The 17,711-nt window shown below is 60.7% G+C and carries 18 protein-coding genes; 6 read left to right on the top strand and 12 right to left on the bottom strand.

Annotated features, from left to right (window positions below):
* Positions 1–251: 251 nt before the first annotated feature.
* The 7 genes from glp to NYR50_RS06550 all read right to left on the bottom strand — a co-directional run bounded on the left by glp (position 252) and on the right by NYR50_RS06550 (position 6,369).
* The gene (gene glp, locus NYR50_RS06580; RefSeq protein ID WP_418137147.1) at positions 252–1,469 is read right to left on the bottom strand and encodes a gephyrin-like molybdotransferase Glp; all 1,218 of its coding nucleotides are present in this window, start codon (positions 1,467–1,469) and stop codon (positions 252–254) included.
* Complete coding sequence (gene moaC / locus NYR50_RS06575) at positions 1,470–1,976, bottom strand: cyclic pyranopterin monophosphate synthase MoaC (protein ID WP_418137146.1); 507 nt, start codon at positions 1,974–1,976, stop codon at positions 1,470–1,472.
* A gap of 7 nt (positions 1,977–1,983) precedes the next feature.
* The gene (gene trpC / locus NYR50_RS06570; RefSeq protein ID WP_418137145.1) at positions 1,984–2,799 is read right to left on the bottom strand and encodes an indole-3-glycerol phosphate synthase TrpC; all 816 of its coding nucleotides are present in this window, start codon (positions 2,797–2,799) and stop codon (positions 1,984–1,986) included.
* A 10-nt stretch (positions 2,800–2,809) separates the two neighbouring features.
* Entirely contained in the window at positions 2,810–3,838 is a 1,029-nt protein-coding gene (gene trpD / locus NYR50_RS06565) for an anthranilate phosphoribosyltransferase (protein ID WP_418137144.1), read from the bottom strand.
* Positions 3,839–3,852: 14 nt separating this feature from the next.
* Positions 3,853–5,712, bottom strand: coding sequence for a peptidyl-prolyl cis-trans isomerase (locus tag NYR50_RS06560; RefSeq protein WP_236776990.1), 1,860 nt, complete (start codon positions 5,710–5,712; stop codon positions 3,853–3,855).
* A gap of 301 nt (positions 5,713–6,013) precedes the next feature.
* Entirely contained in the window at positions 6,014–6,148 is a 135-nt protein-coding gene (locus NYR50_RS06555) for a hypothetical protein (RefSeq protein WP_006314429.1), read from the bottom strand.
* Between the two features lie 41 nt (positions 6,149–6,189).
* Positions 6,190–6,369: a hypothetical protein gene (locus NYR50_RS06550; RefSeq protein ID WP_006314430.1), complete on the bottom strand. Its 180-nt coding sequence runs from the start codon at positions 6,367–6,369 to the stop codon at positions 6,190–6,192.
* A gap of 438 nt (positions 6,370–6,807) precedes the next feature.
* Between NYR50_RS06550 and coaD the strand changes: the two genes are divergently transcribed.
* From coaD to NYR50_RS06520, 6 genes are all read left to right on the top strand, one after another.
* Positions 6,808–7,302, top strand: a complete 495-nt coding sequence (gene coaD, locus NYR50_RS06545) for a pantetheine-phosphate adenylyltransferase (protein WP_418137143.1) — start codon at positions 6,808–6,810, stop codon at positions 7,300–7,302.
* A 29-nt stretch (positions 7,303–7,331) separates the two neighbouring features.
* Positions 7,332–7,901 carry a peptidylprolyl isomerase gene (locus NYR50_RS06540; RefSeq protein WP_080808608.1) on the top strand — a complete coding sequence of 190 codons (570 nt, stop codon included), beginning with the start codon at positions 7,332–7,334 and terminating at the stop codon, positions 7,899–7,901.
* A gap of 36 nt (positions 7,902–7,937) precedes the next feature.
* The gene (locus NYR50_RS06535) at positions 7,938–8,447 is read left to right on the top strand and encodes a peptidylprolyl isomerase (RefSeq protein ID WP_174008612.1); all 510 of its coding nucleotides are present in this window, start codon (positions 7,938–7,940) and stop codon (positions 8,445–8,447) included.
* A gap of 250 nt (positions 8,448–8,697) precedes the next feature.
* On the top strand, positions 8,698–9,798 hold the full coding sequence (gene queA / locus NYR50_RS06530) for a tRNA preQ1(34) S-adenosylmethionine ribosyltransferase-isomerase QueA (RefSeq protein WP_418137142.1): 1,101 nt from the start codon (positions 8,698–8,700) through the stop codon (positions 9,796–9,798).
* Positions 9,798–10,928, top strand: a complete 1,131-nt coding sequence (gene tgt / locus NYR50_RS06525) for a tRNA guanosine(34) transglycosylase Tgt (protein WP_174008610.1) — start codon at positions 9,798–9,800, stop codon at positions 10,926–10,928. Before queA ends, tgt begins: the two co-directional genes overlap by 1 nt.
* A 171-nt stretch (positions 10,929–11,099) precedes the next feature.
* The gene (locus NYR50_RS06520) at positions 11,100–12,257 is read left to right on the top strand and encodes an aminodeoxychorismate synthase component I (protein WP_418137141.1); all 1,158 of its coding nucleotides are present in this window, start codon (positions 11,100–11,102) and stop codon (positions 12,255–12,257) included.
* Here NYR50_RS06520 and NYR50_RS06515 read toward each other — a convergent pair whose 3' ends face one another.
* From NYR50_RS06515 to NYR50_RS06495, 5 genes are all read right to left on the bottom strand, one after another.
* Positions 12,258–13,535, bottom strand: a complete 1,278-nt coding sequence (locus NYR50_RS06515; protein WP_418137140.1) for a type III PLP-dependent enzyme — start codon at positions 13,533–13,535, stop codon at positions 12,258–12,260.
* Positions 13,519–15,051, bottom strand: coding sequence for an AMP-binding protein (locus NYR50_RS06510; RefSeq protein WP_418137139.1), 1,533 nt, complete (start codon positions 15,049–15,051; stop codon positions 13,519–13,521). The genes NYR50_RS06515 and NYR50_RS06510 overlap by 17 nt, the downstream gene beginning before the upstream one ends.
* Positions 15,048–15,311: an acyl carrier protein gene (locus NYR50_RS06505; protein WP_418137138.1), complete on the bottom strand. Its 264-nt coding sequence runs from the start codon at positions 15,309–15,311 to the stop codon at positions 15,048–15,050. Before NYR50_RS06505 ends, NYR50_RS06510 begins: the two co-directional genes overlap by 4 nt.
* A 106-nt stretch (positions 15,312–15,417) precedes the next feature.
* Positions 15,418–16,158 carry a hypothetical protein gene (locus tag NYR50_RS06500; RefSeq protein WP_418137264.1) on the bottom strand — a complete coding sequence of 247 codons (741 nt, stop codon included), beginning with the start codon at positions 16,156–16,158 and terminating at the stop codon, positions 15,418–15,420.
* 282 nt (positions 16,159–16,440) lie between these two features.
* Entirely contained in the window at positions 16,441–17,568 is a 1,128-nt protein-coding gene (locus NYR50_RS06495) for an S-(hydroxymethyl)glutathione dehydrogenase/class III alcohol dehydrogenase (RefSeq protein WP_006314443.1), read from the bottom strand.
* Positions 17,569–17,711: the final 143 nt, after the last annotated feature.

Here is a 17,711-nt window from a genome sequence, read left to right as displayed (position 1 = left end):
GATTCATGTGATTTATTTTGGCACAACAATATGGAGAAGCTTTCCGCTGGGGGAAAGGCATGACGCCGGGGAGACTCTGCTTTCAGGCGGTTCTTTTTATCATCCGTGTCGAGATACAGGGATGTTACAGTTTTATCTGTGCTTCCCCTGCCATGCGGCTGGCACTGGCTCCACTTTGTGAAGGGGGGCAACCATTCGGCACGATTTGGAAAAGGCTGCTCATTGCGGGTCGAAATCCGGACCGCTGCCTGTCAGGGCTTTAGCCTTATAACCGGGCATGTCGCCCCGGACGCGGCCTCCGGCGCGTGCGGCGGGCGCACGATCAGGCCATCGGAATGGGCCAATATCTTCATCATGGATGAATCCTGCTTCGCATAGGCTTCCGCCACCAGCGCACCGTTTTCGTCGGTGCTGAAACGGGCGCGCAGGTAGTCCTGCCGATGGTCGTTGGCTTTCAGCGGCGTTGCGGTGCGGGCCGATGTGCCGCGCTGCAGCGGCGCACGACGGGCGATCCTGCGGATCAGCGGCTCCAGGAAGAGCAGGCCGCAGACGAGGCTTGCGACCGGGTTTCCGGGCAGGCCGAGAACCTGCGTGCTGCCGATCGCGCCGACCATCAGCGGTTTTCCCGGGCGCATGGCGATGCGCCAGAAATCGAGCTGCATGCCTTCCGCCTTCAGGGCCGCCTGCACCAGATCATGGTCACCGACGGAAGCGCCGCCGAGCGTCACCAGTATATCCACCCCGGCCGCAACGGCCTTGCCGATGGCGGCGCGGATGAGGCTGTCATCATCGGCGATGATACCGAGATCGATAACCTCCGCGCCTGCCTGCCGGGCCAGTGCAGCGACTCCGAAGGTGTTGGAGGCGATGATCTGTGCGGGTTCGGGCGCGCTTCCCGGTGGCAGCAATTCGTCGCCGGTGGCGAGAATGGCGATGCGTGGCCTGCGATAAACTGACAGCGTTGCGTGGTTCATCGCCGCCGCCAGCGTCAGGTGGGTGAAGCCGAGTTCGCGGCCGGCTTCCAGAGCCGTTTCGCCCTCAGTGAAATCCTGCCCGCGCGGGCGGATATGTCGCCCGGCGGCGACAGCGAAGGTGGTGCGGATCTTGCCGCCTTCCAGCACTTCCGCATCTTCCTGAATGAGGATCGTATCGGCTCCTTCAGGCACGGGTGCACCGGTGAAGATGCGCACGGCCTCGCCTTTGCCCACCTTGCCTGCGAAGGCATGGCCGGCAGCCGCCTGGCCGATGAGGGTGAGGACCGAGCCGATCTCCGGCGCGTCGGCGCTGCGCAGCGCATAACCATCCATGGCGGAGGCATCGAAAGGGGGCTGGGTGAGGCGCGCCGCGACATCGCTTGCGAGAACGCGGCCATCACAGTCGGCGAGCGGCAGGGTCTCGCTGTCCGTTACCGGAACTGCTGCATCCAGAAGGCGTGTAATGGCCTCGTCCACGGGCAGCAGCGGTTTCATTCAGTTCTCCTGTCGCCCGAAAACGCTGGCTTTGAAATCACCGGATTTGCCACCACTCTTTTCGAGAAGGCGGATGTTGACGATTTCCATCGCCTTGTCGGCGGCTTTCGCCATGTCGTAGATCGTCAGGCAGGCGATGGAGACGGCGGTCAGCGCTTCCATTTCCACGCCGGTCTTGCCCGACAGTTTCACCATCGCCTCGACCCGCAGGCCGGGCAGGGTGGCCTCTTCGGTAATATCCACCGCCACCTTGGTCAGCATCAGCGGGTGGCAAAGCGGGATGAGGTTTGCCGTCTGTTTGGCGGCCATGATACCGGCGAGGCGCGCGGTGCCGATGACGTCACCCTTCTTGGCATTGCCGTCGCGGATGAGCGCCAGCGTTTCCGGCTTCATCTTCACGAAACCTTCGGCGACGGCGACACGGATCGTCTCGGCCTTGTCGCCGACATCGACCATATGGGCTTCGCCGCTGGCATCGATATGGGTGAGCTTCTGGCTATCGCTCATGGGCGCATTATTCCGCGGCCAGAATGCCGGATTGGCCGGTCAGCAGGGCCTTGGTCGCCGCCGTCACATCGTCCTTGCGCATCAGGCTTTCGCCGACGAGGAAGGTGCTGATGCCGCTTCTCTCGAGACGCTGGCAATCCTCGAAGGTGAAGATGCCGCTTTCGCCCACCAGCAGCTTGTCGGCCGGCACCAGGCCCGCTAGTTTCTCGCTGGTTTCGAGGCCGACTTCGAAGGTGCGCAGGTTGCGGTTGTTGATACCGAGAAGGGGGGAAGTGAGCTTCAGCGCCCGTTCGGTTTCCTCCGCATCATGAACTTCGATCAGCACGTCCATGTCAAGCGCAAAAGCCTCGTCCTCGAGGCGCTTCGCCTCGTCGTCGGAAAGCGATGCCATGATCAGCAGGATGCAATCCGCACCCCAGGCGCGGGCCTCATGCACCTGATAGGTGTCGAACATGAAATCCTTGCGCAGCGCCGGCAGAGCGCAGGCATTGCGGGCGGCGGTCAGGAATTCCGGCGCGCCCTGAAAGCTTGGGCTATCCGTCAGGACCGAGAGGCAGGCGGCACCACCTGCCTCATAGGCGGCGGCCAGCGCCGGCGGGTCGAAATCCGGGCGGATGAGGCCCTTGGAGGGGCTGGCCTTCTTGATTTCGGCGATGAGGCCGAACTTGCCTGCGGCCTGTTTAGCCCGCAGCGCCTTATAGAAACCGCGCGGTGCGCTCTGGTCCGCAGCCATGGCCTTCAGATCGGCCAGAGAAACCTTGGCCTTGGCGGCGGCGATTTCCTCCAGCTTGTAGGTCTCGATCTTTTTGAGAATGTCGCTCATGGTCTCGCTCTCATTCCTGCCCTGAATTGGCTTCGTTGGATACGGCGACCAGACGGTCGAGCGCCGCGGCGGCCTTGCCGCTGTCGAGTGCCTCGTTGGCAATCGTCATCGCCTCGCTCAGCGTCTCCGCCTTGCCGGCAATGACCAGCGCCGCAGCCGCGTTGCACAAGGATATGTCACGATAGGCGTTGCGCTTGCCGGAGAGAACTTCGCGCAGGGCTGCCGCATTGGCGATGCCATCGCCACCCTTGAGGTCATTCATCTGTGCCGGCTCGACACCGAAATCCTTCGGCGTCAGGTCGAAGGTGCGGATCTTGCCGTCTTCCAGCGCGGCTACATGGGTGACGCCCGTGGTGGTGACTTCATCCATGCCGTCGCCGTGCACGACCCAGATGCTTTCCGAACCCAAATCCCGCAGAACTTCGGCAAGCGGTACCAGCCAGCGTGGCGAAAAGACACCGAGCAATTGCCGTTTTGCGCCGGCCGGGTTGGAGAGCGGGCCGAGCAGGTTGAAGATGGTCCGGGTGCCAAGTTCGACGCGGCTCGGGCCGACATGGCGCATGGCGGAATGGTGCATCTGCGCGAACATGAAACCGAGGCCGGCCTCTGCGATGCAGCGGGCGATGAGATCGGGGCCGATATCGAGCCTCACGCCGAGCGCGGAGAGGGCATCCGCCGTACCGGATTTGGAGCTCAGCGCCCGGTTGCCGTGCTTGGCGACCGGCAGGCCCGTGCCGGCGGTGATGATCGAGGCCAGCGTCGAGATGTTGTAGGTGCCGATGCCATCACCGCCGGTTCCGACGATATCGATGGCATTGGCGGGGGCCGAAACCGGCAGCATGCGGGCACGCATGGAAGAAACCGCGCCGACGATTTCGTCGACCGTTTCGCCGCGCACACGCAGCGCCATCAGGAAACCGCCGATCTGCGATGGGGTGGCTTCGCCCGACATCAGAATGTCGAAAGCCGTGCGCGCATCCTCGCGGTTCAGGCTTTCTCCGTTCGCGACCTTGGCGATCAGCGGCTTCAGTTCGGCCATGTCTCGCCCCCCGGTTAGAAACCGACCATCGCCTGATCGGCGAGGGCCTGGTTGATGGTCACACCATAATCATTCTGCAGACGGTTGACCATCTGATCCAGCATGTCGTCGCCGGCCGCGCGGGCAATGGCGGCAAACTGCTGGTCGTCATTGGCAAGCGCGTCTGCAGGCGCATTGGTGTCAACGGAGGTGACCTTGAAGAGGATGCGGCTGGAACCGTCGGCATCGGCCGAGGTGCCGACCACGCCTTCGGCGCCCGAGAAAACGGCGGCGATGGTCTGCCGGCCGAAAATCGCATCCTCGCTGGTGCGGCGCAGGCCGGATTTCTGCTCGACGGCAAGGCTCAGCTCACCGGCGACGGCTTCCAGCGTTTCGCCCTTTTCAACGCGGGCCTTCAGCTCGTCTGCCTTGGCGGCCAGCGCGGTGCGCTGCTGCTCCGCCGTCCAGTCGGCCACGACATCGTCGCGGACTTCGGCAAGCGTGCGGTCGCGGGCAGGGATGATCTGCTCGACGTCGAACCAGATATAACCTTCACGGCCGAGATTGATCGGCAGGGCGTCGGTGCCGGGTTCGGTCTTGAACACGTCCTGCGCCAGCTGCGGCGATGGCAGGCCCTCGATCGCATCGCCCTTTTCATTGAGGCCGGCGGCATCGATGGCGTCAATGGTGACGGGCTTCAGGTTGAGCTGCTTGGCGGCATCGGCGAGCGAAGAACCACCGGCGCGCAGATCCTCATAGCGATCATGCACATTGGTGATTTCTTCCGCAGCGGCGGCAGTGGCGAGGTCCTTGCGGATATCTTCTTTCGCTTCGTCAAGCGTGCGGGTGGTTTCCGGCTTGATGCCGGTGACGCGCAGAAGAATCGGGCCGAAGGAACCGTCAACCACCGGCGATACGCCGCCATCCTTCTGGATGGCGAAGGCGGCATCGGCAATCGACTGGTCGGGGATGGTATCCTTGGTGAATTCACCAAGCGTGACGTCGGAGGCGGTCTTGCCCTGATCCTTAACCACCTGGTCATAGGTGGTGTTGCCGAGCCTGATCTGCTCGGCGGCAGCGGCGGCCATTTCCTTGTCCGGGAAGGTCAGCTGCTCGACGGTGCGGCGACCGGCGGTGCGGAAGCTGTCCTTGTGGCTGTTATAATAATCGGCGATCTGCGCGTCCGTTACCGAAGCCGGCTCGGCGATATCGGACGGTTCCAGCTTCACATAGGTGAACTTGCGGAACTCAGGCGCGCGGTACTTCGACTTGTTGGTTTCGAACCAGGGCGTGAGCACGTCGTCGCCCGGTGCCTTCACCGGCGGGATGACGGCGTTGGAGAGAATGACGTAATCGACGGCGCGCTGTTCGTTGCGATACTGCTTCAGCGCATCTACCAGCACCTGCGGTGCGGCAAAACCATCGGAGACGGCTTCGACGATCTGGCTTCTGACGGCAACCTTGCTGCGTTCCTTGATATAGTCATCCTCGCGGAAGCCGGAATTGCGCAGGCGCTCGCTGAAGAGATTACGGTCGAACTGGCCGTTGACCGACTTGAAGGCCGGGTCCTCGGCGATGAGGTTGGCGAGGCGGTTTTCCGAAAGGCCGAGATTCATCTTCGAGGCCAGTTCGTCAAGCGACGCACCGGCCGCAAGCTGGCTGAACACCTGACGATCGATGCCGAAGGCCTTGGCCTGCTCGGTCGTCAGTCTCGTGCCGAACTGGCGGCTGAGATCGGAAACCTGGCGCTGATAGGCAAGCCGGAATTCCTGCGGGCTGACCGTCTGGTCGCCCACCGTCATGACGGCATGGGAATTGGCGGTGACAAGCGATGCGGAGACGCCCCAGACGCCGAACGAAACAACAAGCAGGAGAAGCAGCAGCTTGGCTGCCATGGTTCGAGAAGCATTTCTCAGGGAATCGAGCATCGTTATGCAAACCTCACAGGAACGTCATCGCGGTCGCCAGCCTTCCGGCCCGCAACGTATCGGCGTTCCTTAAATCAATCCAAAGGGAAATTGAAGGGAATTTGCCTTGGAAAAACGGGGTTTTGAAAACGCTTGTGTGATTGGAGGGCGGTTTTTCCGCCGTCATCTTCTCCGTAGTGCCCCGTGAGGCGGCAAAATAAAACCGCCCGGAGGGTCCAGGCGGTCGCGAAGAATCATTTTAAAAAGCGCTGAGGCCGATCCGCCGCGCTCAGAAAGCGCGGTTTCGACGGATCGTCGCCTTGAATTCCTCATCCTCACGCCGCATCTCGGCGACGACGGAGATCATTGACGTCACGAACATCACGCTGATCAGGGCCAGAAGCATCGTCAGAAATGTGAACATGATATCGTCTCCTAGGGTTTTGAGGAAATTCTCCCCGCTACTCAGTAATAATTCATATACTGATAACGGGCAGTCAGCTGCGGGTAGTCCGGTCCCTGGGCTTCAGGCTTCTGATCATAAAGGCTAAACGTCGTTGCTACCATTGCGATAACCAGTACTGTCCAGGCGGTGCTGATGACGCTGATTTTCGCCGAAGTAGACTGTTTTTCTCTTACAAACATCTGTCTGTTCCTTTGGTGTTTTATTAACGCACCATGTTTCAACATGTTCCGCGTTAACCGTAAAAATCGATTAGCATCGCCCCGGTGAAACTTCCTTGAATGGCTCGTTCATCTGGCGTTCAGAAAACTGGCGAGGGGCGTCATTCGAGAAAAAGATACTCAGCTGCGAATGATGCGATGACCGAAAGGACGATCATGAAGGCCAGCATTTTCAATTCTCCGGGTGATTAACGGGTGAGGAGCGTTTCGGTTTCCCGATGCTGTGCATTTAAACAAAATAGCTGTGAAACCGCACTGAACGGCCCGTTCATGCGCGGTTCACGCCACCCTTCCGGTTGTGGTGCGTGGTTATAAAGTCTTGCGCCGCGTGGCTCTCCATGACAAAAGGCGGGCACATGAATACCCAGCATCGAAGCGCGCCCACCATCTGAGAGCGATATGACGATTGCCTTTTATCCAGGATCATTCGATCCGATGACCAACGGACATCTGGATGTGCTTATCCAGGCGCTGAACGTGGCGTCCAAAGTCATCGTCGCCGTTGGCATCCATCCCGGAAAAGCACCGCTGTTCAGCTTCGAGGAGCGGGCGACACTGATAAGCCGGGCGCTTTCCGAAACCCTGCCGGGCGAGGCGGCGCGCGTGGAAGTCGTCTCCTTCGACAATCTGGTTGTCGATGCCGCCCGCCAGCATGGCGCGCATCTTTTGTTGCGCGGCCTTCGCGATGGCACCGATCTCGATTATGAAATGCAGATGGCCGGCATGAACCGCCAGATGGCGCCTGATATTCAGACCGTGTTCCTGCCCGCCGGCACCTCGTCGCGACCCATTACAGCCACATTGGTCCGGCAGATCGCCGCCATGGGCGGCAATGTCGACGCCTTCGTGCCGAAAGCCGTGCTTGAAGCCCTCAACGCCAAGCTGAAGCGCTGACTTCAGCCCTACATTCTGGAGCCAATCCGATGAAACTCGTTCGATTTGCCTTTGCCGGCGCCCTGTTTGCCGGTGCGCTTGCCGCCAGCACTTTCGCTTCGGCTGCTGAATTTCTGACCGTCCAGCTGAAGGACGGCCCTGTTGTCATCGAACTGATGCCTCAGGTTGCGCCCAAGCATGTGGCGCAGATCGAGGCGCTGGCGAAAAAGGGCGCTTATGACAACGTCGCATTCCACCGCGTCATCGACGGTTTCATGGCGCAGACCGGCGACGTGCAATACGGCAACATGGAGAAGGGCTTCAACGCCCAGCGCGCCGGCACCGGCGGTTCCGACATGGCCGATATTCCGGCTGAATTCTCCAAGACGCCGTTCACGCGCGGCGTGGTCGGCATGGCCCGCTCCAGCGATCCGAATTCCGCCAATTCGCAGTTCTTCATCATGTTTGCCGACGGTCCGTTCCTGAACGGTCAGTACACCGTGGTCGGCAAGGTCGTGTCCGGCATGGAAGCCGTGGACAAGATCAAGCGTGGCGCCGGCGGCAACGGCGAAGTTTCCAACCCCGACCGGATGATCAAGGTCACCGTCGGCAAGAAGTAAGGTAGGGCAATAGAGCCCGAAAAGAGGAGAATAACCATGGCCGAGATCAAGGATCCGGAAAACACCATCATCATGGAAACGACGACCGGCAAGGTCGTGATCCAGCTGCTTCCGGAAGTTGCGCCGGGCCACGTTGCCCGCATCAAGGAACTGGTATCGGAAGGCGCTTATGATGGCGTCGTTTTCCACCGCGTCATTCAGGACTTCATGGCCCAGACCGGCGACGTGAAGTTTGGCAAGAAGGGTTCGGAAAGCTTCAACCCGGCTCGCGCCGGCATGGGCGGCTCCGAAAAGGAAGACCTGAAGGCCGAATTCTCCGCCATTCCGCACGTACGCGGCACCTGCTCCATGGCTCGTTCGCAGAGCCCGAACTCCGCCAATTCGCAGTTCTTCATCTGCTTCACGGATTCCCCGTGGCTCAACAAGCAGTACACCGTCTGGGGCCAGGTCATCGAAGGCATGGAAGCCATCGACAAGATCAAGCGCGGCGAGCCGGTGAAGGATCCCGATTCCATCGTTTCCATGAAGCTTGCTTCTGCGGCTTGAGCGTAGCGTATAAAGCGTTTACCCGCTCCGCAGGAAACTGCGGGGCGTTTCACATTGATGACAAGGTTGCCAACCACTCAGACGTCATCCTCGGGCTTGTCCCGAGGATCTAGCGATCCACAACGTCAACGTGGTTAGATCCTCGGGACAAGCCCGAGGATGACGTCGAGTGTAGAGGCGCCCTTGTCATCACCTTCCACCCGCCCCACGCAATGCAGGGCGGGTTTTGATATTTTCGAGAGCCCTTGCAATGCGTGTAGACCTGTTCGATTTCGATCTGCCCGAGGAGAATATCGCCCTTCGCCCGGCGAACCCGCGCGATAGCGCGCGCCTGCTGGTGGTCGATCCGAATGAAAATTGCATGGAGGACCATCGCGTTTTCGACCTGCCGTCCTTCCTGAGGCCCGGCGATGCGCTTGTCTTCAACGACACCCGTGTCATTCCCGCCCAGCTGGAAGGCGTGCGCCTGCGCGACGGTGCGCCGGAGACGGCGATTTCGGCCACGCTGCACATGCGCACCGACCAGTCGCGCTGGAAGGCTTTCGCGCGGCCCGGCAAACGCATCAAGGAAGGCGACCGTATCCGTTTCGGTTATGAGCGCGACACTGCTAATTCATTCAGCGGGGCCTGCGGGCTTGCCCATCTGGAAGCCACCGTCGAGGAAAAGGGCGAGGATGGCGAAATCACGCTGCTGTTCGACGTTTCCGGCCCGGTGCTGGACGAGGCGATTGCCTCGGTCGGCCATATTCCTTTGCCGCCTTATATCGCCGCCAAGCGGCCGGAAGATGCGCAGGACCAGACCGACTACCAGACCATTTACGCCCGAGAGAAGGGCGCTGTCGCTGCCCCCACCGCCGGGCTGCATTTCACCCCCGCTCTGTTCGAAGCACTGGACAAGGCCGACATCGAGCGACATTTCGTGACGCTTCACGTTGGGGCAGGCACTTTCCTTCCGGTGAAGTCCGACGATACGGACGATCACAAGATGCATTTCGAGATCGGCCACGTCTCGCAGGAAACCGCCGACCGGCTGAATGCGGTGAAGGCGCGGGGCGGGCGCATCGTCTGCGTCGGAACCACGTCGCTGCGCCTGATCGAAAGTGCGGCTGCCGAAGATGGCACCATCCACCCATGGTCCGATGCGACCGGCATCTTTATCACGCCCGGATATCGTTTCCGCGCTGTCGATATGCTGATGACCAATTTCCACCTGCCGAAATCCACGCTGTTCATGCTGGTTTCGGCTTTCTGCGGTCTCGAAACGATGCGTGACGCTTACAGGCACGCCATCGAAACCGGATACCGTTTTTATTCCTATGGCGATTCCAGCCTGTTGTTCCGGAAAAACTGATGCACGAGAAATTCACCTTCACCCTGAAAGCCACGAGCGGTGGCGCGCGCCTCGGCGAAGTCGCCATGCCGCGCGGCGTCATCCGCACGCCCGCCTTCATGCCGGTTGGCACCGTTGGCACCGTCAAGGCCATGTATCTGGATCAGGTGCGCGAGCTGGGCGCCGATATCATTCTCGGCAATACCTACCACCTGATGCTGCGGCCGGGTCCGGAGCGTGTTGCCCGTCTCGGCGGTCTGCACGAGCTGATCCGCTGGCCGCACCCGATCCTCACCGACAGCGGCGGCTTTCAGGTCATGTCGCTGTCCGGTTTGCGCAAGCTCGACGAGAAGGGCGTGACCTTCAAGAGCCATGTGGACGGTTCGCTGCACCACATGTCGCCGGAACGCTCGATCGAAATTCAGGGCATGCTCGATTCGGACATCCAGATGCAGCTCGACGAGTGCATCGCGCTGCCGGCCGAGCGCAAAGAAATCGAACGTGCCATGGAAATGTCGCTGCGCTGGGCGGAACGCTGCCGCGTCGCCTTTGGCGAACAGCCCGGCAAGGCCATGTTCGGCATCGTGCAGGGCGGCGACCAGCCGGACCTGCGTATCCGTTCCGCTGAAGGGCTGAAAGAGCTTGATCTCAAGGGTTATGCCGTTGGCGGTCTTGCCGTCGGCGAGCCGCAGGATGTGATGCTCGGCATGCTCGATATCACCCTGCCGGTGCTACCCACCGAAAAGCCGCGTTACCTGATGGGTGTCGGCACGCCAGACGATATCCTGAAATCGGTGGCGCGCGGCATCGACATGTTCGACTGCGTGATGCCGACCCGCTCGGGCCGTCATGGGCTGGCCTTTACCCGCCGTGGCCGCGTCAATATCCGCAACGCCCGCCATGCCGAAGATATGCGCCCGCTCGACGAGCAGTCCAACTGCCCGGCCTCGCGCGATTATTCCCGCGCCTATCTGCATCATCTCACGCGTTCCAATGAAGCGCTGGGCGGCATGCTGCTCTCCTGGCACAATCTTGCCTATTACCAGGAGCTGATGCAGGGTATCCGCAAGTCGATCGAAGAAGGCCGTTTCGCCGATTTTTATGCGGAAACCGTCGAAATGTGGGCGCGAGGCGACATAGACCCGGTCTAGGTTGCAGAGCGTTCCCCTCACTCGACGTCATCCTCGGGCTTGTCCCGAGGATCCACCACTGTAGCAGAAATCAACGAGCGGCAGATCCTCGGGACAAGCCCGAGGATGACGGAGGAGAGGTTTCCATCCGCCGCTTTAAACGCCCCAAACTTTCCTTCTACGGATTTTTCCTTGGCACATGCGCCTTATGTTCTTTTCCGGGATGATACGACCGGCACGGTGACAGCCTTCACCGAGCCGGAAGAAATCATCGTCGCGGACGAGCCAGAGGCGTTTTTTACCGCGCTTCAGCGCATGGAAGAGTTGCGGCGTGCCGGGAAATACCTTGCCGGCTACATGTCCTACGAGGCTGGTTTCCTGTTCGAGCCAAAGCTTGCGCCCTTTGCAGCGGAGCCCCGCAATGTGCCGTTTCTGAACTTCGGCGTCTTCTCCGGCCCGCAGCCGGATGAGGGCCGCTTTGCCCGGCCTGACGCGGTGCCGGATGCGGACGCGTTTCTCACTGATCCGATCGCGGCATGGACACTTCCCGAATATCGGCAGCGTTTCGAGCAGCTGCACGAGCATCTGCGCCGGGGTGACTGTTACCAGGGCAATCTGACCATGCCCGTGCATGCCCGCTGGAATGGCGATCCGCTGACGGCCTTCTGGTCACTGATCGAACGGCAGCCGGTGAAATACGGTGCGCTGGTTGATCTTGGCGGCCCGGTCATCCTGTCACGCTCGCCGGAACTGTTTTTCTCGGTCGATGGCGAGGGTTTCATCGAGACCCACCCGATGAAGGGAACCACGCCGCGCGGCGCGGATGCGGAAGAGGACCGGGCGATCATCGCGGCGATGCTTGCGGACGAAAAGACGCTGGCCGAAAACCGCATGATCGTCGATCTCCTGCGCAACGACATTTCCCGCATCACCGAAGTCGGCAGCCTCGATGTGCCGCGCCTGTTCGATATCGAGACCTATCCCACCGTGCACCAGATGGTCAGCCATGTCAGGGCGAAGCTTCTGCCCGAGGTGACCGTGGAGGACATTTTTTCGGCCCTGTTTCCCTGCGGCTCGGTTACCGGCGCGCCAAAAATGTGGGCGATGAAAATCCTGCGTGAACTGGAGGCGTCGTCGCGAAACGCCTATTGCGGCGCGATCGGCTTTATGTCCCCCAATGGTGATATGCGCTTTTCGGTGGCGATCCGCACGATGACGCTGTTCGATGACGGCCGTGCGGTCTTCAATGTCGGCGGCGGCATCGTGTTCGATTCTAATGCGGAGGCGGAATATGATGAGTGCTTGCTGAAATCGAAATTCGCGGTGGGGGACAGGTTGCTGCGGGTGTGATTATCGCCCGATCACCTCAAACGCCCCATTCTCCACAAGCACTTCCTTGGCTGCTGCATGGCTGAGGAATCCGACCGGGCTGGCGCTTGCGCCATAGGCCCCCGATTGCAGGATGGCCACGAGATCGCCGGCTTTCAGTTTCGTCACGGCCGCATTGCGGGCGAGCGTATCGAGCGGGGTGCAGAGCGGGCCGACGATGGTGGCCGTCTCCTCATACGCCGCCTGCATCATGGCCGGTGCGACGATGGGGTAGTTGCGTTTGACGATCTGGCCGAGATTGCCGGAGGCGGCAAGGTGATGGTGCATGCCGCCATTCGTTACCACGAAGGTGGTGCCGCGGGAGATCTTTACCGAATTCACTTCCGCCACATAGAGGCCACCGGGGCCGGCGAGGAAGCGGCCGGGTTCTACGATGACATGGGCATCGGCGATCAGCGGATGCGCCTTTAGAAGCGCCTTGAGATCGGGAATGGCGGCAGCCACCTTGGCGAGATCGAGCGGTGTTTCCCCGGCGAAATAGGGGATGCCGAGGCCGCCGCCGAGATCGATGGTTTCGAGCGGCTTGCCGAGCATGTCAGCCATGCGAGCTGCAAGGGAAATGCCGTGTCGCCATTGGGAGACAAGCATGTCGGCATCGAGGATCTGCGTGCCGCCGTAGATATGGATACCGACGAGATCGATATGCTGAACGTTCGCAAAGAGCTTCAGGACGTTTTCCAGCTCTTCCTCGTCGAACCCGAAGGCCGTGGCCTTGCCGCCCATCCGCATGGCGCCTGCCTGCGCATCCGGCACCGGATTGATGCGGATCGACGCCTTGACCGGCCTGCCAATCGCCTCGATGCGGGCGATTTCCTCCGCACTCTCGATGTGGATTTCGCCGATACCGCCCTCGATCACCTCGCGCAATTCGGCCATGCTTTTGCCGGGGCCGGCGAAGATGATGTTATCAGGCGCGACACCGGCCTTCACGGCAGCGCGATATTCGCCAACGGAGGCAATTTCCGCGCCGGCGCCTTCTTCGCGGAAAAGCGAGATGATGGCGGGCAGGGGATTGGCCTTCACCGAATAATAGATATCGGCAAAACCGGAAAGCGCTGTTTCGAGATCGCGATAGGTGCGGCGCATGGCGCTGTTATCATAGAGAAAACAAGGGGTTCCGGTCTTGGCAGCGATATCGCGCACCGAAAGTCCGCCGATCAATAGATCGTTTTCGTTAATATCGAATAGTCCGGCGGCAAGGGCCGGGCCGTGGTTCTGGGATTTATCCGTGGGCGCCATTGTCCGTCCGTTCGCGCACCAGCGCGCGGTAATCCACCTTGCCATTGGCGGTGATCGGCAGCCGCTCGACCAGTTCGATGGCGCGCGGGATCATGAAGGGGGCGAGCATTTCGGCGGCCTTCTTCAGCGCTGCCGAAACATCGATAGTCTCATTGGCCGCGGTTGCCACGGCGTGTACCTTTTCGCCGGCAAACGGGTCCGGCAGGCCGATGACGGCGACCTCTCGGAAGAGCCCCGTCGACATCAGGCTTTCCTCGACCTCAGTCGGGCTGATGCGATAACCCGAGGATTTGATCATCGCATCGTTGCGGGCAACGAAGCTGAAGAAACCGTCGTCGTCCTCCACCGCCAGATCACCGGAATAACACACCGTCTCGCCGCCGAGCGTTGCCGGAATGAAGGGATGCGGGCGCAGCACCTTTGCCGTGTCTTCCGGCCGGTTCCAGTAGCCGAGAGAGACTGTCGGGCCGCGATGCACGAGAATGCCGGGCTCGCCCGGTTTCGCCCTTTCTCCCTTATCGGTGACGATGAAGATTTCACATTCCGGGATCGCCTTGCCGATGGAGGTGGGGCGGCGGTCTATTTCATCAGGCGGCAGGAAGGTGGAGCGGAAGGCCTCGGTCAGGCCATACATCAGGTAGATTTGCGTGTCCGGCAGCTTTTCGCGCAGTGCTTTCACGGTTTCCTGCGGCACACGCCCGCCGGAATTGGTGATGTAGCGCAGATGCGGCAAGTGGGTTTTCGCGAGCAAAGGGGCCGCCCGCGTCAGGATCGCCCAGATGGTCGGCACGCCGGCAAGGCCGGTCACGGCCTGGTCGCGCAGATCGCGGACGATCTCGTCGCCGAGCCGGAAGGTGGAGATAATAGTGGTCGCGCCCTGTTCCACCGCCGTCAGCAGCTGGTTGAGGCCATAATCGAAGCTGAAGGGCAGGAGGGAGAGAATGCGGTCCTTGCCGGTAATATCGAGATAGGTACGCACGATGCGGGCGCCGGCCAGAAGATTGCGGTGTGACAGCATCACACCCTTGGGCGAGCCGGTGGAGCCGGATGTATAAAGGATGGCCGCGAGGTCTTCGCCGATCGCCGCCGAGGGGCTGACGGGAGCGCCTTTGCGTCCCGTGATCTCTTCCACCGGCAGGATCTTGACATTGGGAAGGTCAGTCAGTGCTGCCTTCAACTCATCCATCATTGCCAAGCTGCTGATGACGATCTTCGCGCCGCAGTCGGTAACGATATGACGAATCTGCTGCGCCTTCAGCAGCGCATTGACCGGCACGAAAACGCCGGATGCCATGCTGACGCCGAAGATCGACCAGCATTCCTCGAAGCCGCGCGGCAGGTAGATGACGACGCGATCGCCGCGCTCTGCGCCGGCTTCTTGCAATGCCGCTGCACAATGTGCCGCTGCCTCCGCGAATTCGCGGTAATTCAGCGATTGTTCCTTATGCACAAGCGCCTGATCCTCGCTTGCCGCGCGGGCAGCCAGAAGGTGGTGCAGCAGGAAATGCGGTGTCATCTCCTCCGTTCCCTGAGAACGAAGGTGATGAGATCGGCGGGCGTGCCGAGATTGTCAGGGGTGAAATGCTCGTCATTCAGAATGATGCCGAAACTTTCGCCGAGGAAGACCATCAGTTCCAGAAAACCGAGCGAATCGATCACGCCGCCTTCGAGAAGCTCGGTGTCGGCGGAGAAAGGCGCGTAGGCGGGAAAACGGTCAGCAAGGTAGGAATAAATGGTGTCGGCAACGTCGATTTCATTTTCTTTCGCTACGAGCATGCTTGTTCTCCAATTCCCCGTTTGATCCCCATGGACCCGGCCCGGAATGACGCTTTGCCTGTGAAGGCCAGGATTCCATCAGGTCACGCAAGATTCACTAGAATACCTAGGGTGGCAATAACACCAACTCTGAGTATGTTTCGTTAATAAACTGTGGGTTCCATGCGCCTTTTACTTGTATTGGCGCGAATTTATGTGCGGCAAAGCCACCGGCGCGACGGTCTTTTTCGACAGCCGCCATGGTCAGGGCAAGCCGGCCTTTGCCAAGCAGGTGGCGGGCAATGGCGGGCAGGTGCCTCTGCGCGATCTGCCGGTCCTCGCAATAGATCAGGCGGGCGGAGGGCAGTTTCTTCGTCGTGGTTTTCAAGAACACCAAGGGATAGGCACGGCCTTCCGCCTCCAGGATGGCCACGATGCAGCCGAGACGGGCATGGTCTTCCAGCATGTCGCGTATTTCAGAAGACAGGGTTTCCGCCGTTGTCCGCGTCAGCGGATGAAGCCGCGCGCCGGCCGGACGAAATGCCGAAAGCGGCAGGGGATAAAACAAAGTGCAATCCGTCACCGTGTGAAAACCCAGTCGCTCGTTTAGCTTGCTGGCTTCGGGCGAGGCGGTGAGATCGGTGAAGAGTTCGTTTTCATCAGATGATGCCATCTGCAGCATACGTGGCGCGAACCAGCGGCAGGACGGCTCGACATACCAGCTTGAAAGATTGACGATAACCCGGCCGGTATCGGGCAGGCGGCTCCTGATTGTCAGCAGCACACCTGCGGCATCGTCGCCCTTCATCAGCAACTGGCCGATCGGGCCGAGATGACGCCGCTCGTGATGTTCACCGATAAGCGACAGGCCACGCGCCCAGAAGGCCTCGCTTTTTTCAGGGAAACCTTTCGCCAGAAGTCCAACGGCGGCGGCGCGGTTTCCGTTGTCTATCGGTATGATTTTCAGGGGTCGCTCTCCGCTCACTGGCCTTGCTCTGGCCGGGGAGAGATTTTCAACTCCGCCGCGCAGTATTGGCTTACGACGATAGATTTACCGTGCCGTTAATCGCCATGGCTGCAGGAGGCCGGCGGCGATCACATTTGCATGAATGGCGGGCGCACCGTCAGGCGCGCCCGCCTTCGCCTGGAATCAATAAACAACGACGCCGCGGATCGATTCACCCTTGTGCATCAGCTCAAAGCCCTTGTTGATGTCTTCGAGCGGCATGGTGTGGGTGATCATCGGGTCGATCTGGATCTTGCCTTCCATGTACCAGTCGACGATCTTCGGCACATCGGTGCGGCCGCGCGCGCCGCCGAAGGCGGTGCCCATCCAGTTGCGGCCGGTGACCAACTGGAACGGACGCGTGGAGATTTCCTGGCCGGCGCCGGCGACGCCGATGATGACCGACTTGCCCCAGCCGCGATGCGAGGCTTCCAGCGCCTGACGCATGACCTTGGTATTGCCGGTGCAGTCGAACGTATAGTCAGCACCGCCGATCAGGTCGCCATTGCGCTTCGTCATGTTGACGAGATAGGGCACGATATCGTCGCCGACTTCCTTCGGATTGACGAAGTGGGTCATGCCGAATTTTTCGCCCCAGGCCTTACGGTCGTTGTTGATATCGACGCCGATGATCATGTCCGCACCGGCAAGGCGCAGGCCCTGCAGCACGTTGAGACCGATGCCGCCGAGACCGAAGACGATCGCCGTGGAGCCAATCTCGACCTTGGCGGTGTTGATGACGGCACCGATACCGGTCGTCACGCCGCAGCCGATGTAACAAACCTTGTCGAATGGCGCGTCGGGATTGATCTTGGCCAGCGCGATTTCCGGCAGGACGGTGAAGTTCGAGAAGGTCGAGCAACCCATATAGTGGTGAATCTTGTCCTTGCCGATCGAGAAGCGCGAGGTGCCGTCAGGCATCACGCCCTGGCCCTGGGTGGCGCGGATGGAGGTGCAGAGATTGGTCTTGCGCGAGGTGCAGGAGTAGCATTCGCGGCATTCCGGCGTGTAGAGCGGAATGACATGGTCTCCCTTCTTGACCGAGGTGACGCCGGGGCCGACATCCACGACGATGCCCGCACCTTCATGGCCGAGGATCGCCGGGAAGAGGCCTTCCGGGTCAGCGCCAGAGAGGGTGAAATCGTCGGTGTGGCAGATGCCGGTGGCCTTGACCTCGATCAGCACTTCACCGGCGCGGGGACCTTCAAGCTGAACGGTCATGACCTCGAGCGGTTTTCCTGCCTGAATGGCAACGGCGGCGCGAACGTCCATATTCGATCTCCTCAGTCTTTTAATATCAAAGTAAAATGGTTTTGCCCGAGCGCGGCTGGCCGGGCAAGGCAAAATCCGGTGACCCGGAATGGAAAAAGGGCGTGTGCGGTCACACGCCCCTTTATTCTGGCTGATAGATGCGG

It is taken from the genome of Agrobacterium sp. El2ro-1b (genome assembly GCF_048298475.1).
GTDB lineage: Bacteria > Pseudomonadota > Alphaproteobacteria > Rhizobiales > Rhizobiaceae > Agrobacterium > Agrobacterium fabrum.
This window is presented reverse-complemented; position numbering and strand designations above follow the sequence as displayed.

Bases quoted from the DNA above. Each gene is read 5' to 3' on its own strand.
- NYR50_RS06535 (WP_174008612.1), top strand. From the start codon at position 7,938: ATGGCCGAGATCAAGGATCCGGAAAACACCATCATCATGGAAACGACG.
- tgt (WP_174008610.1), top strand. From the start codon at position 9,798: ATGCACGAGAAATTCACCTTCACCCTGAAAGCCACGAGCGGTGGCGCG.
- NYR50_RS06495 (WP_006314443.1), bottom strand. From the start codon at position 17,568: ATGGACGTTCGCGCCGCCGTTGCCATTCAGGCAGGAAAACCGCTCGAG.
- NYR50_RS06550 (WP_006314430.1), bottom strand. From the start codon at position 6,369: ATGTTTGTAAGAGAAAAACAGTCTACTTCGGCGAAAATCAGCGTCATC.
- queA (WP_418137142.1), top strand. From the start codon at position 8,698: ATGCGTGTAGACCTGTTCGATTTCGATCTGCCCGAGGAGAATATCGCC.
- glp (WP_418137147.1), bottom strand. From the start codon at position 1,469: ATGAAACCGCTGCTGCCCGTGGACGAGGCCATTACACGCCTTCTGGAT.
- coaD (WP_418137143.1), top strand. From the start codon at position 6,808: ATGACGATTGCCTTTTATCCAGGATCATTCGATCCGATGACCAACGGA.
- NYR50_RS06560 (WP_236776990.1), bottom strand. From the start codon at position 5,712: ATGGCAGCCAAGCTGCTGCTTCTCCTGCTTGTTGTTTCGTTCGGCGTC.
- trpC (WP_418137145.1), bottom strand. From the start codon at position 2,799: ATGAGCGACATTCTCAAAAAGATCGAGACCTACAAGCTGGAGGAAATC.
- moaC (WP_418137146.1), bottom strand. From the start codon at position 1,976: ATGAGCGATAGCCAGAAGCTCACCCATATCGATGCCAGCGGCGAAGCC.
- trpD (WP_418137144.1), bottom strand. From the start codon at position 3,838: ATGGCCGAACTGAAGCCGCTGATCGCCAAGGTCGCGAACGGAGAAAGC.
- NYR50_RS06515 (WP_418137140.1), bottom strand. From the start codon at position 13,535: ATGGCGCCCACGGATAAATCCCAGAACCACGGCCCGGCCCTTGCCGCC.
- NYR50_RS06510 (WP_418137139.1), bottom strand. From the start codon at position 15,051: ATGACACCGCATTTCCTGCTGCACCACCTTCTGGCTGCCCGCGCGGCA.
- NYR50_RS06540 (WP_080808608.1), top strand. From the start codon at position 7,332: ATGAAACTCGTTCGATTTGCCTTTGCCGGCGCCCTGTTTGCCGGTGCG.
- NYR50_RS06555 (WP_006314429.1), bottom strand. From the start codon at position 6,148: ATGTTCACATTTCTGACGATGCTTCTGGCCCTGATCAGCGTGATGTTC.
- NYR50_RS06505 (WP_418137138.1), bottom strand. From the start codon at position 15,311: ATGCTCGTAGCGAAAGAAAATGAAATCGACGTTGCCGACACCATTTAT.